Here is a 14531-nt window from a genome sequence, read left to right on the forward strand (position 1 = left end):
AATCAATATAAACTTAGGTGGGGAGATTATGTTTGGAAAGCTTTTTAAAAAGAAAGTAAATAACGAAGTAGAATTATTTGCTCCTGTTGATGGAGAAATAATTCCTTTAGAAGAAGTACCTGATCCGGTATTTTCTGAAAAAATGATGGGCGATGGAATTGCTATTAAACCATCTAATGGCAAAGTGGTATCACCAGTTGATGGAGATATTGTACAAGTATTCCCAACGAAGCATGCAGTAGGAGTTAAAGCTGGCAATGGAGCAGAAATTTTAATCCATATTGGTTTAGAAACAGTGGCATTGGATGGAGAAGGTTTTACCATTTATGTTAAAGAAGGAGATAAAGTGAAAAAAGGAGATGTCCTTGTTGATGTAGATTTGTCAGTGGTAAGTGAGAAGGCTTCAAGTACTATTACACCAATGCTTATTACAAACATGAGTGATATCGAAACGTTAGATAAACAAAATGTGAAGCGAGTTCGGGCAAGTGAGGACGTAGTTATTGCTATTAAATAAATAGGCTTACGAATAACCTGATTTTGTTGAGATTGAAAAAAGGTAAGAGCAAACAGTATAAAAAAGTAACAGCTTTTCGCTTTTAAGTGGAAAGATGTTACTTTTTTATATTTCTTTTTAATTTTACTTCCAAATTCGAAATAATAGATTTTCGTATTTGAAAGAAAACGTTATAATAGGGAAAGAAGGAAGGGAATTGTATGATATATTTATTCCTGAGGACGTTTGCAATAGGTCTCTTAGGAGCGCTTGTCTTTTCGGTCTTTGGTCTGCCGCTGCCCTGGCTGCTCGGTCCAATGATAGTGACATTAGTGTTTCATTTAAAATCATCCTGGAAAATCGTATGGGATTCAACGTTTCGTAATATCGGACTGGTTATTGCCGGATATACGATTGGGTATGCGTTTACATTAGATGCGCTGCAGGATATGGTAAACTATTTTCCGATGATGATTATCATTAACATTATTTTTTTAATTTTATTTATCGGTGTCAGCTTTGTGGTTTCAAAATGGGCAAAGCTGGATATCGGGACAGCAATGGCTTGTTGTGCTCCAGGGGGATTACAGCAGGTAGTCGTCTTTGCGGAAGAGCAAAAAACCTTGAATATAACTGTGGTGACATTTTATCAAGTCATCCGGCTGCTGGCGATTATTACGTTGGTTCCGTTTATTGTATCGAGTAATAATGGAGGTATGGCATCCGATAATACGGCAGAAAGCTATTCACTGGCCTTATTCGGTTTATTAATTGTATGCTACATAGCAGGAATGGCTTTTAAATTGATCAAAGTACCTACCGCTTATTTATTAGGACCTGTTTTCTTTATTATGGTATGCAATTTATTGTCTATTCAGGTGCCTCTAATGCCAGAAAATCTATTACATATCGCTCAGCTTTTTATTGGAATCTATGTAGGCTTACTATTAGAACGTGATAAATTGAAGAAAATGAAATCGCATATTCCATATGCTATCGGGTCTTGTGTGATTTTACTCAGCGTGGCGTTTTTAATTAGTGAATGGATGGCACATCGTTTTATGGATTTTGCTACAAGCTTTTTAAGTGTTGTTCCAGGCGGTGTGGATCAAATGGGGATTATCGCTGCTTCCATTCAAGCAGAAGTGACGGTGGTGACTTCTTTCCAATTATTCCGGATTGTCTTTTTATCCATTATTATCATCCCATTTGTGAAATATATGGTCGGACGGGATCAAAGGAAAGTCAGGGGATAGTGTAAGAGTGAGGTGTTCAAAATGATTCAAATTGGTCTAACAGGATGGGGAGACCACGATTCTATTTATGCAGATGATACAAAAGCACATGAAAAATTACAAGAATACAGCAGTCATTTCCCGGTGGTAGAATTAGACTCCTCCTTCTATGCAGTACAGCCGATTCGTAATATGGAAAAATGGGCGGGGGAGACGCCGGAGAATTTTCAATTTATCGTGAAAGCCTATCAAGGAATGACCGGGCATGATCGGGAGGGGAAAGTAAACCCTTTTGAAACGAAGGCAGAAATGTTCCAAGCATTCAGGGAGTCGATTGTACCGCTTCAAAAAGCAGGAAAACTGGGAGCCGTGCTGTTTCAATTTCCGCCGTGGTTTGATTGTACACAAGAGCATGTGCAATATTTACGTTATTGTAAAAAGGAAATGGAGGATATTCCTGTTGCTTTGGAGTTCAGGCAGCAATCCTGGTATGAGGAAAGATTTCAGCAGCAAACCTTGCAATTTATGAAACAAGAAGGCTGGATTCATACTGTTGCGGATGAACCGCAGGCTGGTGAAAAGTCGGTTCCTTTTGTGCCTGTTGTGACAGTAAAAGATAAAGTCATTATCCGGCTGCACGGAAGAAACGTCCACGGCTGGAATTACTCGGGAAATGCGAATTGGCGGAAGGTCCGTTATTTATATGAATATAACGAGCAGGAATTAACAACGATAGCTGAAGAGGTAAAAAGGTTAGAAAAGCAATGCGAAGAGGTTATAGTATTGTTTAACAACAATTCAGGAAGACATGCTGCTGGAAACGCGAAGCAGCTGCAGCAGATGTTAGGAATTGAATTTGATGGATTGGCTTCGCAGCAGTTAGGGCTGTTTTAATTATATGTATGAAAGAGATAACCAAGTTTATGAGGTTTCAACCATCATAGATTTGGTTATTTTTTGAGCTGCAACATACTGTGCTTTATTACGAAACAAGGATTAACAAGAAAGAAATGATTCTGGTTAAGTTAACAGAAGCAGTGTGCTCTTTAAATTTTCAGAAAGTAAGTATATAATAACCTTAACCTTAAGACGAACGGAGGAAAATCATATGATGCGTTATATGGTATGAACATCTTAGTGATTCCCTTTTAAAATCATAATGAAAAAAAGGATTTCAGGAGGGGCAAAAAATGAATATAGAAAATAAGCGGAACAAACTGATGGAAGCGCAAAAGAAATATCATTTTTCAGGAGCGTTCTATGCTAAAAAGCAGGATGAAGTCATTACAGGAAGCAGTGGCTATAGAAATCGAGCCGAGAAACTAAAGAATCAGACAGATACACGATTTGGTATTGCCTCGGGATGCAAATTGTTTACTGCAGTTGCTGTAGCCAAGCTGGTGGAAATGGGGAAAATAACTTTTGAGACAAAGCTGCATGATTGTGTGATGGAGGAGTTTCCTTATTTTGATAAGAACATTACCATTCATCATTTACTGACGCATACTTCGGGTGTGCCGGATTATTTTGATGAGGAAGAGATGGATGATTATGAGCAGCTGTGGGTGTCCTTGCCAATGTATAAAGTCAGATCGCCAAAAGATTTTCTCACGCTTTTTCAACATAAAAAGACGCAGAAACATCCAGGTGATTCCTTTCAATATAATAATTCAGGCTATATTTTATTAGGATTGATTGTAGAACAGGTTACCGACTGCAGTTTTTCTTCCTTTGTAGAGGAACATATTTTTAAAGCGGCAGACATGAGCGATTCAGGATATTTTGAAATGGATGATTTGCCGGAACGGACAGCATTAGGTTATGTGGAAGAACCGAATGGGAAATGGAGAGCAAATATATATTCCCTTCCAGCTAAGGGCGGCCCGGATGGAGGTGCATATGTTACTGTAGCTGATATGGCTAAGTTCTGGAAGGCTTTGAAGAGCTTTCAGCTGTTATCTGAAGAAATGACAAAGCAAGTATGTCAGCCGCATGAATGTGTAGATGCAGAAGAAAACATCTTCTACGGATACGCCGGTTATATGGAATTAGACGACAATAAAAACATTATAAAGCATATTCAAATGGGCTATGATCCGGGAGTTAATTTCCGGTCAGTTCATTATCCGTATGAGGAGAAGACGATAATTGTTTGTTCAAACGAATCTGAGGGAGCTTACGAGCTTTTGAAAGAGATGGAGCGCATCTTATAAAACGAAACTTCACTCAGTGGGAGTTTTACGGACGGTTCTCCGTGATAACGTGAAAAGAAAGGGATTAACCATAACGGTTAGTCCCTTTCTTAACGAAACAGTTTATTTCTGATCTTTTTCGCATATCTATGAAAAATACGGCTTTTATCAAGTTTCCGTTCTTTGGTTAAAGTTTGAAATGCAGCCTGTTTCTCTGTATAATCCGTCTGCATTTTATCGTCTGTTGCAATTTTCATTAAGTCGTGATGCGATATATACTGCTTCTGATTTTCCTGCTCTTCAGAAAGATAGCCTGCCCGTTTTAAAATTCGGAAAGATTGTTTTACTTCTTCGGGCAATCCTGCAAATTCATCCCGCAAATCTAGACGCTCTCCTTTGCCCGGCAAATTATTGAATTCTCCATCATCCGCTGCCTTTTTAATTTGCTCTTCCACAAAGTGATACATAACGCTCCTCCTTATGCAATCTATCTTTAAGTATGCTGGATGAAGGGGGAAAGTTCAACTAAAGATTGTTATCGATATGATTGATAATCTGCTGCACAGCTTGTTCTCCCTTAAGTTTCCAATCATATAAATCTGATTTATGAAGATAGGCTTGAGATGAATCGAAATGTCGATTGTCGGCGTGATGGATAATTTGAGGATTTCCAAATTCAATTTGAACAGATGGCTGGTTATGTTCTTCTTGCAGCATCTGGTAGGGGAGATATAAATATAGTTTTCTCTCTGCCTGACTGGAAAGAAGCCCATTAAAATATCCGTGGTAGTTACTATTTTCTACTATCGTAAATCCAAGCTCTTTTAAATGCAGCTTTAATTTTAGGAAAACCCCTTGCTTACCCGGCAAATTGGTATGTAATGCGATCATTTTTAGTTTCTCCTTTTCCATTCTGTTATGATTAGTTTTGCCTTTTGAAAAGCGAAACATACGTTAATAAGAGACCATACCATCTGTGGAAATTAAATAAATAATGACTTGATTAGAGAATGTTTGTTCGGTATACTGGGTTTAGATAGTCACCTTAGAAACTCACCTTATCAAAATAAAAGGATGTGTTTTTATGCCCCAAATATGTCTCCGAAAAGTATACTCCTCATCCGAAATAATCCCTTTGCATGTACAGGAAGAATCCAAGTCATACAACAAATATCAAAGAAGAAAAGAGCGCACCAACAAAGCACTGCATCGAATACCGGATCTCCAATTAATGGATTTAAAAGTAGACTATGCTTTTAAACAACTATTTGGAAACGAAAAGAATAAGGATATCACTGTCGTCTTTCTCAATGCCATTTTAGCCAAATCAGGAAGAAGTCCAATTCAGCAGCTTTACTTTCAAAATATCGAAATTGGCGGCGAGTATGAAGAAGATAAGAAATCCAGATTAGATCTCTTAATCAGGACGGAGAATAAAGAATGGGTCAACATAGAAATTCAAATCAATAATGAGTATAATATGATTAAAAGATCGCTGTATTATTGGTCGAGACTTTTTTCAGAGCAGCTGAAAGAAGGGCAAAGCTATAAAGAATTGTACCCTGTCATTAGTATTAATATCATGCATTTTAACCTGCTGGATGAAACGGACGCCTTTCATAATATCTTTCGTCTGTATGAGATGAAGCAGAAATATCCATTAACCGATATGATTGAATTTCATTTTGTGGAGATTCCTAAATTAATTACTGCCTGGAAGAATAACCAGCTGGATCCATGGGAAGATGTCTTAACGCGCTGGCTGCTGCTGTTAGGAACAGTAGACCGACGGAAGAATCACTTCTCGCAGTGTAACTGGCTGTAAGACTCCCACATTAAAAATAGAAAAGTCATGAAAATTTTAAGTGGGAGATCTAACAGCCAGTAACGGCCCGATTGGTTCAACTAAATGTTCAGTGGGGTGTAAAGAACCCCACTGAACAAAGTTTCACTTTATATAATGATATCTATCAAGAACTGGAGGAGATTGCGATGGTGGATAAAACGTTAAATGTTGCGATGCGGGTCTGGGAAGATTTAAGCCGTACAGAAGAAGAACGTCGGGAATATGAAGTCCGTTTGAAGCAAATTTTAGATGAGCAATCCAAGAAGCGTGATAGAGAGTTGTTGGAACAGGAAATGGCAGAAATGAAAGAACAGAGAGAAGAAATGAAAATGGAGAAAGATGAAGCAGAAAAACAGAAGGAAGAGGCAGAAAAGCAGAAGGAAAAGGCGGAAATCAAAAGAAAAGAAGCGGAACGAAAAAGGCTTGAAGCAGAGTCCGCACTAAAGGAATCTGCAAAACAGACGGCACTCAAAATGTTAGAACAGGGGATAAGCCAAACGGCCATTTTACAGGTGACGGGTTTAACTCTACAGCAATTAGAGGTTATTCAGCAGGAATTGAGAAATAAGAATAAATAGATGGTAACGAACTAGTATGAAACAACAAGGCACATGCTGATAAATGAAGAGACTGCATGTGCTTTTATGCTAAAAATGAAATCGCCGCACAATTTCATTTTTCATCGTTTTTTCCGAAAACAGTACCATGCCAATCAGCGTCATCAAAGCATAGAGAGCTGTTGCAGCACTTGGCCATAATACAGTGGACCACGAACTTAAGAACAGAATAACAGGAAGGAAGCCGAGAATAACCATCGTAGTCATATAACCGATATATTCACGCCACTTCATAGGTTTCCGCAGCACAATGATTGTTACAAGTAACGTTGCCAGCGTAACAAGAAACGGAATAACATAATGAATGGACCACTTAGAGCTTCCGGAAGCTGCATCTAAAATAAATAGCATAACAGAGAGTGCAATAACTTGAAGAACCACCTTGGACCCGGTGTGTGCTCTGGAAAGAATGGTATGATTTATGGTTAATAGACTGTATAGTACTGGGCTTAACACATATAAAAACCATAATTTATCCGGGTTAATCAGTAAATTAATTAATATACTGGTACTGACAATAAAAATGGCAATAAATAAGACAAGCCGCTGTGCAAAACGGCGTCGTTTGACTTTGGTTTCATAAATAGGATAATATTCATTGTCTCCTGTTTTTTGAGAAAGCTTATTCTTGCAGAGAGGACAATATTGCTGTTTTGTATAGGTATTGCAATTATTGCAATAATGTTGCATTGTTTTCACCTGCTGTCATTGGAATAGACCTCTATCTCCAAGTTATATGTCTTAGATAGTTCTCTGAAAAAGGTACGAATAATATCCGCTTCTTTAATCATTCTGGAAAATGTGATTACAAGTTCATCGCCAACTGCAATCATCGCACCATTAATGGGACTTTTCTTGGTTGGATATAAAATGAGTTCCATATGTGAAATATGTGATTTCATTGATTCTGGTAGCTGTACTTTTCCGACATTTGTCATCGTCATTGCTTTGGTGCGTTCACTAAAGCTTCTATATCCATAACGTATTGCATGGTATTTCAGCGGAAGTGGAATGAACCTTGCTGTCAGTCTGGTCTGCCATTTCACCCGATCATTAATACTTTGCTGTAAGCTTTCTCTCCGTACTTTTTCCCGTAGTTGCTTTGATATTTCTGTAATGATTTCTTCTAAAGTTGTTTTCTCCGTTACTGCCATCCCGATATTAACGACACCAAAAAAATTACGAAGTGTATTTGAAGGAAAAAGATTTCTTAAATTGACGGGAATGGCGATTTTTATTTCCTCCTGATAAGCACGGAATTTCAATCTCTCTTTATAAATAGCTGCAATAAGAAGTGCTGAAATAAACGCAGTAATGGTCGTTCCATGCGCTTTAGCAAGCTGGTGTACCTTCTCCGCACTCATTTTTCCATGGACGACTACTGTCTGGTCAATTGCTCCGCCGCGAATTTGATAGGAAGGTGCTTCTTTAAATTTTTCGGCTTTTTCATCAGTGACATAGTTTTGATAGCTGTCATCGCTTTCGTAATAGCTGGGTTCATCGTGAATATCGATTAATGTACTTGCATAGCTTACGTCTTTCCCCAGATGAACGAGATACTGATAAACAAGTGCTTTAATAAATTCTAAAGCGCCAGTGCCATCTGTTACAGAATGAAAAAATTCCACAGCAATTCTTTTTTTATAATACGTAACGCGCATTAAAAATCCATTTGTTTCCAATGGGTCAATAGGAGCGCACGGATATTGATTTTCGTAATGTACAAAAAGTTTTTCTTTATTTTCCACAAGAAAATCCCAAAACACGCCTTTGCTTAGCTTTACAGCAAACATAGGCAAGCGCTTAAGAACATCGTCGAGTGCATGCTGAAGCTTATCAGGTTGTACGGGCTCCTTCATTACCGCAGCCATCCGAAAAACGGAAGAATTTGTCTGTTCAGAGACAGCATGAAACATTTTTCCTGCATTATCAAGTTTGTACCATTCATTCATCTTACGCACACCCCTGTTACGTACTGCTTTACTTGTATATTGTTAATTTGAGTAAAAATCAATTCTTTTATTACGGAGAATAGCTCAAAAAACTTCTGCCTCAAAAAAAGCGAGAAAATAAAATTATTTAGGCAGAAGATAAAGGACGCTAACTCCCTGAACCGCTCAACTAATTAATCAGTGGGAGAAAAACAAAAATACCTGCTGTTTGAAGTACGGTTTATAAGCTTTATTTTTTACTTTAACAGATGGCGCTCATTTTTTATACTATGAAAAATATCAATTTTGAAAAATGGAGTTAAGTTTTAAACACGAAAAAAATTATATAGATCTTTTCGCAACCCATTCATTTATATTGTAGTAATATGATTATCTTGATGCACTTTATTTAATTCTGAAATTTTAGCAACAGAATCAGGATGTTTTTTTCCTGAATCAATGATGAGTGATTCGATTAAAGCTATAGCAGGGATAATGCTGTAGCGATTTTTACTCTGTCCGACCACTAAGTGTGCATCACTATCCGGAATGATAGGACATGTTTCGATATCGGTAATCAGTGCGATAGAGATGTCTTTATGGCTACGGCAATATTTTACAAAATCAATGCTTTGTTTTGTATAAGGAGACAAAGCAATTACAATCAATAAATCACCTTGGTTAAATTTTAAAGATTCATCGTATAAAAAATCATTGTTGCCGCTTAATTGTGTCATATTGTCCCTGATGCCCCGAAGCATCAATTCAAAATAAAGAGCAATTGATATCGACGTTCTCATCCCTAGAAAGTACAGATTTTTTGATTGGAAGAGCATGTTTAGAAAGTGAGTATATTGCTTTAAATCAAGCTCTCCTAACATGGATTCAATATCTTGTATACTGCTATATCCAACCTTCATCATCGAGTTCTCTGATTCGTCTATTTCCTCTAATGATTTTTGTAAATGCCACCATGTATTTTTCTTATTATTGAAAGCATATTTGATGATGTCCTTTTTAAAATCTGGATATTTTTTATAACCAATTTTTTCAATAAACCTTAGGATGGTTGTTGTCCCTACCTGGCTATTTTTCGATAATTCATTAATTGTCATTGTTGATACATCATCTATGTTCTTTATGACATATTTACACAGGCTTTGCTGCTGGCGAGGCAAATCATTCTGAATAGCTATTAATCTATCTTTTAAGTCCAAAGTTCATTCCTCCTTTGTCATTACAATTATATCAGTTTATAGAATATATTATAATTAAGGAAAAATAATTCCTTTTTAAATATTTTGGTTTATTTTTTTCCTTATTCAATGATATAGTATTATAAAACAACATGAAAGGGGTTACAATATGGAATTTAGTGTTTGGGATATTTTAATCGACTTTGGTATCATTTCTGCACTATTGCTGATTGGAACTTTTTTGAGAGCAAAAGTGGGAATATTTCAACGGTCGTTTATGCCTGCAAGTATTATTGCTGGAATCCTTGGCTTGGTTTTAGGAAATCATGGATTAAATATACTGCCATTTTCAGAACTAATAAGCACTTATCCTTCTTTATTGATTGCATTCGTATTTGCTGCACTTCCTTTAGCAACACCAAAATTTAAATGGTCAGATATGTTTGATAAAGTGGGAAGATTATGGTCTTATTCGCAGGTTATTATGCTTCTTATGTGGGGAGGAGGATTATTATTTGCATTAGTGTTATTAGTACCGATTTTTGATGTGCATAATGGATTTGGTTTGCTGTTGGCAGCAGGTTTTGTGGGAGGGCATGGCACCGCAGCTGCGATAGGAGAAGCATTCCAAAGTCAAGGCTGGGAAGAAGCCACCACATTAGCAATGACTTCAGCAACCATAGGAGCTATTCTGGCGATAGGAGTAGGTTTGCTGTTAATTAAATTTAATGCAAACAAAGGAAATACAAATTATATTAGCAGTTTTGATAAGCTTCCAAATGAATTGAAATCTGGTTTGTTGCCGAAAGATAAACGAGATTCACTAGGCGAAAATACCGTATCAAGTATTTTAATTGATCCTTTTGCATTTCATCTGATTCTTGTCTTGATAGCTACTTCAATTGGGTATTATCTAAGCCAGCTGGGCGAATCTTTATATGCAAGTTTATCGATTCCAGCATTCTCTCTTGCCTTTTTAGTCGGTCTATTACTGAAATACTTTTTGGAGTGGGTCAAAGCAGATGAATATGTTGATAACAAAATCATGAGCAGTATAGGCGGTAATGCAACCGATTTTCTAGTTGCATTTGGAATTGCATCTATTAACCTGACCGTCGTAGCTGATAATATTGTGCCATTTAGCATTCTTATTATATTTGGTATCATTCTCAGCTATATTTTTTATAAAGTCTTATCGAGGTATTATTTCCAGGAAAATTGGTTTGAAAAAGGAATTTTTACATTTGGATGGATTACCGGAGCTGTTGCAACAGCAATTGCATTATTAAGAATTGTTGACCCAAAATTAAAAAGCAATACGTTAGATGAATTTGGATTGGCATATATACCAATAGCTCCTGTGGAGATTGCGATTATTACATTCTCCCCGCTGCTTATTTTAAATGGGCATCATTGGCTCTTTGTCGTGATTACAATCGTACTTAGTTTAGTAATACTTATTGTATCCTACTATAAAAAATGGATTATATTAAATTCAAAGGAGAGATCTAAGTGAGTGAGAAGGTAGAATTATTATACTTACAGGAAGAAGAACTGATCGAGGCCGGTATTCTTGATATGAAAGAATGTGTCAACACCATGGAGGAAATGTTTCATCTTATGGGAAAAGGCGATTATATGCTGGGGGGGCCAAATAGAAACGATCATGGTTTAATGCTTTGGTTTAATAAAGAAGAGCCATTTGAAAATATACCAAAAGCAGGTCCAGATAGGAGATTTATGTCGCTTATTTCCTATCTTGGAGGAGAATTCGATGTGATCGGTAATAAATGGTATGGTTCCAATGTTGAAAATATGGATAAAGGGTTGCCGCGTTCTATTCATACTTTTACGCTTAATGATAAAGAAACAGGAGCACCGCTTGCAATTATGGCAGGAAACTTAGTCAGTTCTATGAGAACTGGTGCAGTGCCGGGAGTTGTTTCCAAACATCTCGCTAAGAAAGACGCAAAAGTTTTAGGTGCTGTTGGAGGAGGTGCAATCAACCAGTCTTGTATCGAAGCGATAGTAACCTCCGTTAGTACACTTGAAAAGGTTGTCCTTTTTGATATTAATTTAGCAAAAGGGAAGCAAATTGCTAATAAATTGGAACAGAAATTAAACCTTTTCGTTGAAGTAGTCGATGATATGGATCGCTGTATTCAACAATCTGACATTGTAACTGTTGCTACATCTGGGAAAAGTAAGCCAGAAATTAAAAAAGATAGTATAAAGCCTGGAGCACTTATTATTCTGACAGGAGCAGCAGATTTATCTCAAGAGGTTTACAATCATTCAAGAATTGTATCGGATTTATGGTCTATGCATAAAAAATGGCTGGAAGATGGGTTATCGCATCCTGAGGGTATAGCCAGTATTCGTGATTGGACAATGTCAGGTCAACTATTAGAGCTCATCCATAACGGTGAATATGATGACAGTGCAATTGATGATATTGGGGATATTATTTCAGGTCAAAAAACGGGAAGGAAATCAGAAGATGAGGTTATTATTTGCATGACTGGAGGTCTTCCTACAGAGGATGTTGCCTGGGCATATAAAGTATATCAAAATGCATTAAAGAACAAGATAGGAACAGCACTTCCGCTATGGGAGAGCTCCTATTTAACGAAATAAATCAGATTTCCTGTTTCTATTTGGCTTCTGCGGGCTAAATAATAGCTAAAAAAGTAAGGGATTGCTATTCCGATGTATTAAGAATAGCAATCCCATCTTTAGCTTTAATCTAAAGAAAGAAAACGAGATAAACAGAAAAGGCTCCAAATACAATAATATAAAAAAGTATTTTAGCAAGTGTCGGCTTCTTGTAACAGTCGTAAATTGCAGGTACAGTAATTAAAAAAAGTGCAATAATCATAGTTGCTGTATTTAAGAAAAAAGTAATTAAAATCCCTGCAATAATAAATAAAACCCCTGATATAATGTTCTCTTTCCTATTTATCATAAGTCACCCCATATTCTCTATATCACGCTTAAATCAAGGTTATTTTTACACTGCCAATATCACGGTAGCTGGCAAGATATTCACCTGCTTCTGCTTTAAATGGCGAAATAAATGTTCCAGAAGAAACCACCATGCCTTTTTGCAGGGACAGGTTATGCTCGGCTAATTTCTCCACAAGCCATTTAACCGCATTGACAGGATTATCTAATACTGCATCAGAGCGTCCGATATGTGTTGTTTTCCCATTAAATTTTAAATCGAGATCAATTGCACCGAGCTTTTCTATGCTGGGGGAAGGGACAGGGCTGCCTGTAACTATTCTGCCTGTTGCTGTATTGTCAGATAACAAATCCATTAATGAAAAATTCGGGAACCAGTCGATATATCTTGCATCTGGAATTTCAATCCCTGGTGCAACAGAAGTTTTTTCGATGATTTCCTGAATATCTGCGTCATTCGAGATGTCTTCATTGATGAAAAACATCAGCTCCGGTTCAATCAATGGGGAGAATAAATGAGATAGTGCATATTCAGAATCTCCCTGTAGCACTTGGGAAGTTAGAATCGTTCCGTAGGCAGGTTCATGTGTGTCAGCAATTGCCTGTGTCTCTTTACTAGTCATACTGATTTTATAGCCGGCAACCGCATCGTCCTCCTGAACACGTTTGTTTATAAACGCATGCTGCACTTGATATGCTTCGTCTTCGCTGATCGTATAGTTTTCACGAATAAATGAAACAGGGCTATGCGTCCGGTAAGCTGTTTCGATATGTGTTAAAATTTCGGGAATAACGCTCATGCTTAAAATCTCCTTTCACCTATTTTTATCCTTTTTCAAAATATTATATTATTATATGATGAAAGAAAAGAGCGTCTCCGTCAAGAGGCCGCTCTGTATATATACTTAGTTATCAGCAGCAATTTTCAATGTAAGCTGCTTTACTTCTTCTATTGACTTAGCTCCAGATAATGCCATCGATACAGCAACTTCTTGCGCAAGGTTGGCGAATATCTTCTGAACCCCTGCTTCTCCCTGAAGTGCAAGCGCGTAGGTATAAGGACGTCCAAATAAAATTGCATCTGCGCCAAGCGCCAGAGCCTTGATGACATCTGCTCCCCGGCGGATACCGCTGTCAAGCAGCAAAGGAAAATCTGGACCAACAGCTTCGCGTATAGCTGGTAATGCTTCCAGACTTGGTATGATTCCATCCATTTGTCTGCCGCCATGATTGGACACAATTATTCCGTCTATGCCGGCATTTATTGCTTGTTTTGCATCTTCCGGATGAAGGATGCCTTTTAGAAAAATCGGCAGCTTCGTGCGTTGCCGTAATTCTGTTATATTGTCCCAATGGAGCGATGGATGATGAAGGTTTTCAATAATCGAATCAATTTCATCCTGGCCATCCTTTAATCCTTCCTGAAATGCAGGATCTTGGACATAGTTTGCTTTTCCATAACCTTTTTTCAATGGGGAGTACTGATGCCTCATATCATCTTCACGCCACCCGAGAATCATGGTATCCACGGTGACGACAATCGCTTCATACCCGGCTTTTTCTGCGCGTTCTGCCATACTGTAGGAAATAGCATCATTATTGGCCCAATATAACTGAAACCATTTTGGCCCATGAGGAACAGCCTCTGAGACTTCTTCGATAGATCTTGCTGTAACCGTACTTTGGATATATGGAATATTCATTGAAGCTGCAACATTTGCAACGGCAAAGTCAGGCTCTTCATGAACCATTTTTAAATGACCTATCGGAGCAACCATCAATGGGGAAGCATATTCTTTTCCTAAAATACGTATAGATGTGTCCACTTCCGAGACATTACGTAAAAATCTGGGAACAATTGAATATTTCTCAAAGGCTTCCCTGTTTTTTCTTAACGTTTCTTCTCCTCCGGCACCGGAGCGGATGTGGCCAAACACTTCTGCCGGCAGGGCATGCTTTGCTGCAGCTTCAAGCTGTACAGTTCCAATCGGAAAGGAATCCTGTATGGTTATATGCTCTAAGAAAGAGCCTTTTTTGGATGAGGTTGTCATATT

At 37.6% G+C, this 14531-nt stretch carries 16 protein-coding genes; 8 read left to right on the plus strand and 8 right to left on the minus strand.

What is annotated here, in order from left to right; translation table 11 throughout:
- Nucleotides 1-28 precede the first annotated feature (28 nt).
- The 4 genes from MKX55_RS04180 to MKX55_RS04195 all read left to right on the plus strand — a co-directional run bounded on the left by MKX55_RS04180 (nucleotide 29) and on the right by MKX55_RS04195 (nucleotide 3944).
- A complete protein-coding gene (locus tag MKX55_RS04180) occupies nucleotides 29-517 on the plus strand; it encodes a PTS glucose transporter subunit IIA (RefSeq protein ID WP_339182652.1) in 489 nt (162 codons plus the stop codon).
- Nucleotides 518-717: 200 nt separating this feature from the next.
- Complete coding sequence (locus MKX55_RS04185; protein WP_339182654.1) at nucleotides 718-1752, plus strand: AbrB family transcriptional regulator; 1035 nt, start codon at nucleotides 718-720, stop codon at nucleotides 1750-1752.
- A gap of 21 nt (nucleotides 1753-1773) precedes the next feature.
- A complete protein-coding gene (locus tag MKX55_RS04190; protein WP_339236302.1) occupies nucleotides 1774-2625 on the plus strand; it encodes a DUF72 domain-containing protein in 852 nt (283 codons plus the stop codon).
- A gap of 296 nt (nucleotides 2626-2921) precedes the next feature.
- Entirely contained in the window at nucleotides 2922-3944 is a 1023-nt protein-coding gene (locus tag MKX55_RS04195; RefSeq protein ID WP_339182657.1) for a serine hydrolase domain-containing protein, read from the plus strand.
- A gap of 89 nt (nucleotides 3945-4033) precedes the next feature.
- Here MKX55_RS04195 and MKX55_RS04200 read toward each other — a convergent pair whose 3' ends face one another.
- Nucleotides 4034-4390 (minus strand): DUF1992 domain-containing protein, encoded by a 357-nt coding sequence (locus MKX55_RS04200; protein WP_339182659.1) that lies wholly within the window; start codon nucleotides 4388-4390, stop codon nucleotides 4034-4036.
- A 58-nt stretch (nucleotides 4391-4448) separates the two neighbouring features.
- Nucleotides 4449-4814 (minus strand): YugN family protein, encoded by a 366-nt coding sequence (locus MKX55_RS04205; protein WP_339182660.1) that lies wholly within the window; start codon nucleotides 4812-4814, stop codon nucleotides 4449-4451.
- 193 nt (nucleotides 4815-5007) lie between these two features.
- Between MKX55_RS04205 and MKX55_RS04210 the strand changes: the two genes are divergently transcribed.
- Both MKX55_RS04210 and MKX55_RS04215 read left to right on the plus strand, forming a co-directional pair.
- Nucleotides 5008-5748, plus strand: coding sequence for an Rpn family recombination-promoting nuclease/putative transposase (locus MKX55_RS04210; RefSeq protein ID WP_339182662.1), 741 nt, complete (start codon nucleotides 5008-5010; stop codon nucleotides 5746-5748).
- A gap of 167 nt (nucleotides 5749-5915) precedes the next feature.
- On the plus strand, nucleotides 5916-6347 hold the full coding sequence (locus MKX55_RS04215) for a hypothetical protein (protein ID WP_339182664.1): 432 nt from the start codon (nucleotides 5916-5918) through the stop codon (nucleotides 6345-6347).
- Between the two features lie 69 nt (nucleotides 6348-6416).
- On the opposite strand, the gene MKX55_RS04220 is transcribed toward MKX55_RS04215, so the two are convergent.
- The 3 genes from MKX55_RS04220 to MKX55_RS04230 form a co-directional block, all read right to left on the minus strand.
- Nucleotides 6417-7076 carry a DUF6320 domain-containing protein gene (locus MKX55_RS04220; protein WP_339236304.1) on the minus strand — a complete coding sequence of 220 codons (660 nt, stop codon included), beginning with the start codon at nucleotides 7074-7076 and terminating at the stop codon, nucleotides 6417-6419.
- Between the two features lie 5 nt (nucleotides 7077-7081).
- The gene (locus tag MKX55_RS04225; protein WP_339182668.1) at nucleotides 7082-8338 is read right to left on the minus strand and encodes an acyltransferase; all 1257 of its coding nucleotides are present in this window, start codon (nucleotides 8336-8338) and stop codon (nucleotides 7082-7084) included.
- Between the two features lie 350 nt (nucleotides 8339-8688).
- Nucleotides 8689-9534 (minus strand): MurR/RpiR family transcriptional regulator, encoded by an 846-nt coding sequence (locus MKX55_RS04230; protein ID WP_339236306.1) that lies wholly within the window; start codon nucleotides 9532-9534, stop codon nucleotides 8689-8691.
- 148 nt (nucleotides 9535-9682) lie between these two features.
- Between MKX55_RS04230 and MKX55_RS04235 the strand changes: the two genes are divergently transcribed.
- A complete protein-coding gene (locus MKX55_RS04235) occupies nucleotides 9683-11029 on the plus strand; it encodes a sodium/glutamate symporter (protein WP_339182672.1) in 1347 nt (448 codons plus the stop codon).
- Nucleotides 11026-12150 (plus strand): tyramine oxidase subunit B, encoded by a 1125-nt coding sequence (locus MKX55_RS04240; RefSeq protein ID WP_339236309.1) that lies wholly within the window; start codon nucleotides 11026-11028, stop codon nucleotides 12148-12150. Before MKX55_RS04235 ends, MKX55_RS04240 begins: the two co-directional genes overlap by 4 nt.
- A 109-nt stretch (nucleotides 12151-12259) precedes the next feature.
- Here the strand turns inward: MKX55_RS04240 and MKX55_RS04245 are convergent, their stop codons facing one another.
- The 3 genes from MKX55_RS04245 to MKX55_RS04255 form a co-directional block, all read right to left on the minus strand.
- A complete protein-coding gene (locus MKX55_RS04245; RefSeq protein ID WP_339236311.1) occupies nucleotides 12260-12478 on the minus strand; it encodes a hypothetical protein in 219 nt (72 codons plus the stop codon).
- A gap of 28 nt (nucleotides 12479-12506) precedes the next feature.
- Entirely contained in the window at nucleotides 12507-13277 is a 771-nt protein-coding gene (locus tag MKX55_RS04250) for a 2-keto-4-pentenoate hydratase (RefSeq protein ID WP_339236314.1), read from the minus strand.
- Between the two features lie 105 nt (nucleotides 13278-13382).
- A complete protein-coding gene (locus MKX55_RS04255; RefSeq protein WP_339236316.1) occupies nucleotides 13383-14528 on the minus strand; it encodes an alpha-hydroxy-acid oxidizing protein in 1146 nt (381 codons plus the stop codon).
- Nucleotides 14529-14531: the final 3 nt, after the last annotated feature.

This window comes from Oceanobacillus sp. FSL W7-1281 (genome assembly GCF_037969835.1).
GTDB lineage: Bacteria > Bacillota > Bacilli > Bacillales > Amphibacillaceae > Oceanobacillus > Oceanobacillus oncorhynchi.

What these genes read in the sequence shown, in the direction of transcription:
- MKX55_RS04180 (WP_339182652.1), top strand. Translation starts at nt 29, where the DNA reads ATGTTTGGAAAGCTTTTTAAAAAGAAAGTAAATAACGAAGTAGAATTA.
- MKX55_RS04185 (WP_339182654.1), top strand. Translation starts at nt 718, where the DNA reads ATGATATATTTATTCCTGAGGACGTTTGCAATAGGTCTCTTAGGAGCG.
- MKX55_RS04190 (WP_339236302.1), top strand. Translation starts at nt 1,774, where the DNA reads ATGATTCAAATTGGTCTAACAGGATGGGGAGACCACGATTCTATTTAT.
- MKX55_RS04195 (WP_339182657.1), top strand. Translation starts at nt 2,922, where the DNA reads ATGAATATAGAAAATAAGCGGAACAAACTGATGGAAGCGCAAAAGAAA.
- MKX55_RS04200 (WP_339182659.1), bottom strand. Translation starts at nt 4,390, where the DNA reads ATGTATCACTTTGTGGAAGAGCAAATTAAAAAGGCAGCGGATGATGGA.
- MKX55_RS04205 (WP_339182660.1), bottom strand. Translation starts at nt 4,814, where the DNA reads ATGATCGCATTACATACCAATTTGCCGGGTAAGCAAGGGGTTTTCCTA.
- MKX55_RS04210 (WP_339182662.1), top strand. Translation starts at nt 5,008, where the DNA reads ATGCCCCAAATATGTCTCCGAAAAGTATACTCCTCATCCGAAATAATC.
- MKX55_RS04215 (WP_339182664.1), top strand. Translation starts at nt 5,916, where the DNA reads ATGGTGGATAAAACGTTAAATGTTGCGATGCGGGTCTGGGAAGATTTA.
- MKX55_RS04220 (WP_339236304.1), bottom strand. Translation starts at nt 7,076, where the DNA reads ATGCAACATTATTGCAATAATTGCAATACCTATACAAAACAGCAATAT.
- MKX55_RS04225 (WP_339182668.1), bottom strand. Translation starts at nt 8,338, where the DNA reads ATGAATGAATGGTACAAACTTGATAATGCAGGAAAAATGTTTCATGCT.
- MKX55_RS04235 (WP_339182672.1), top strand. Translation starts at nt 9,683, where the DNA reads ATGGAATTTAGTGTTTGGGATATTTTAATCGACTTTGGTATCATTTCT.
- MKX55_RS04245 (WP_339236311.1), bottom strand. Translation starts at nt 12,478, where the DNA reads ATGATAAATAGGAAAGAGAACATTATATCAGGGGTTTTATTTATTATT.
- MKX55_RS04250 (WP_339236314.1), bottom strand. Translation starts at nt 13,277, where the DNA reads ATGAGCGTTATTCCCGAAATTTTAACACATATCGAAACAGCTTACCGG.
- MKX55_RS04255 (WP_339236316.1), bottom strand. Translation starts at nt 14,528, where the DNA reads ATGACAACCTCATCCAAAAAAGGCTCTTTCTTAGAGCATATAACCATA.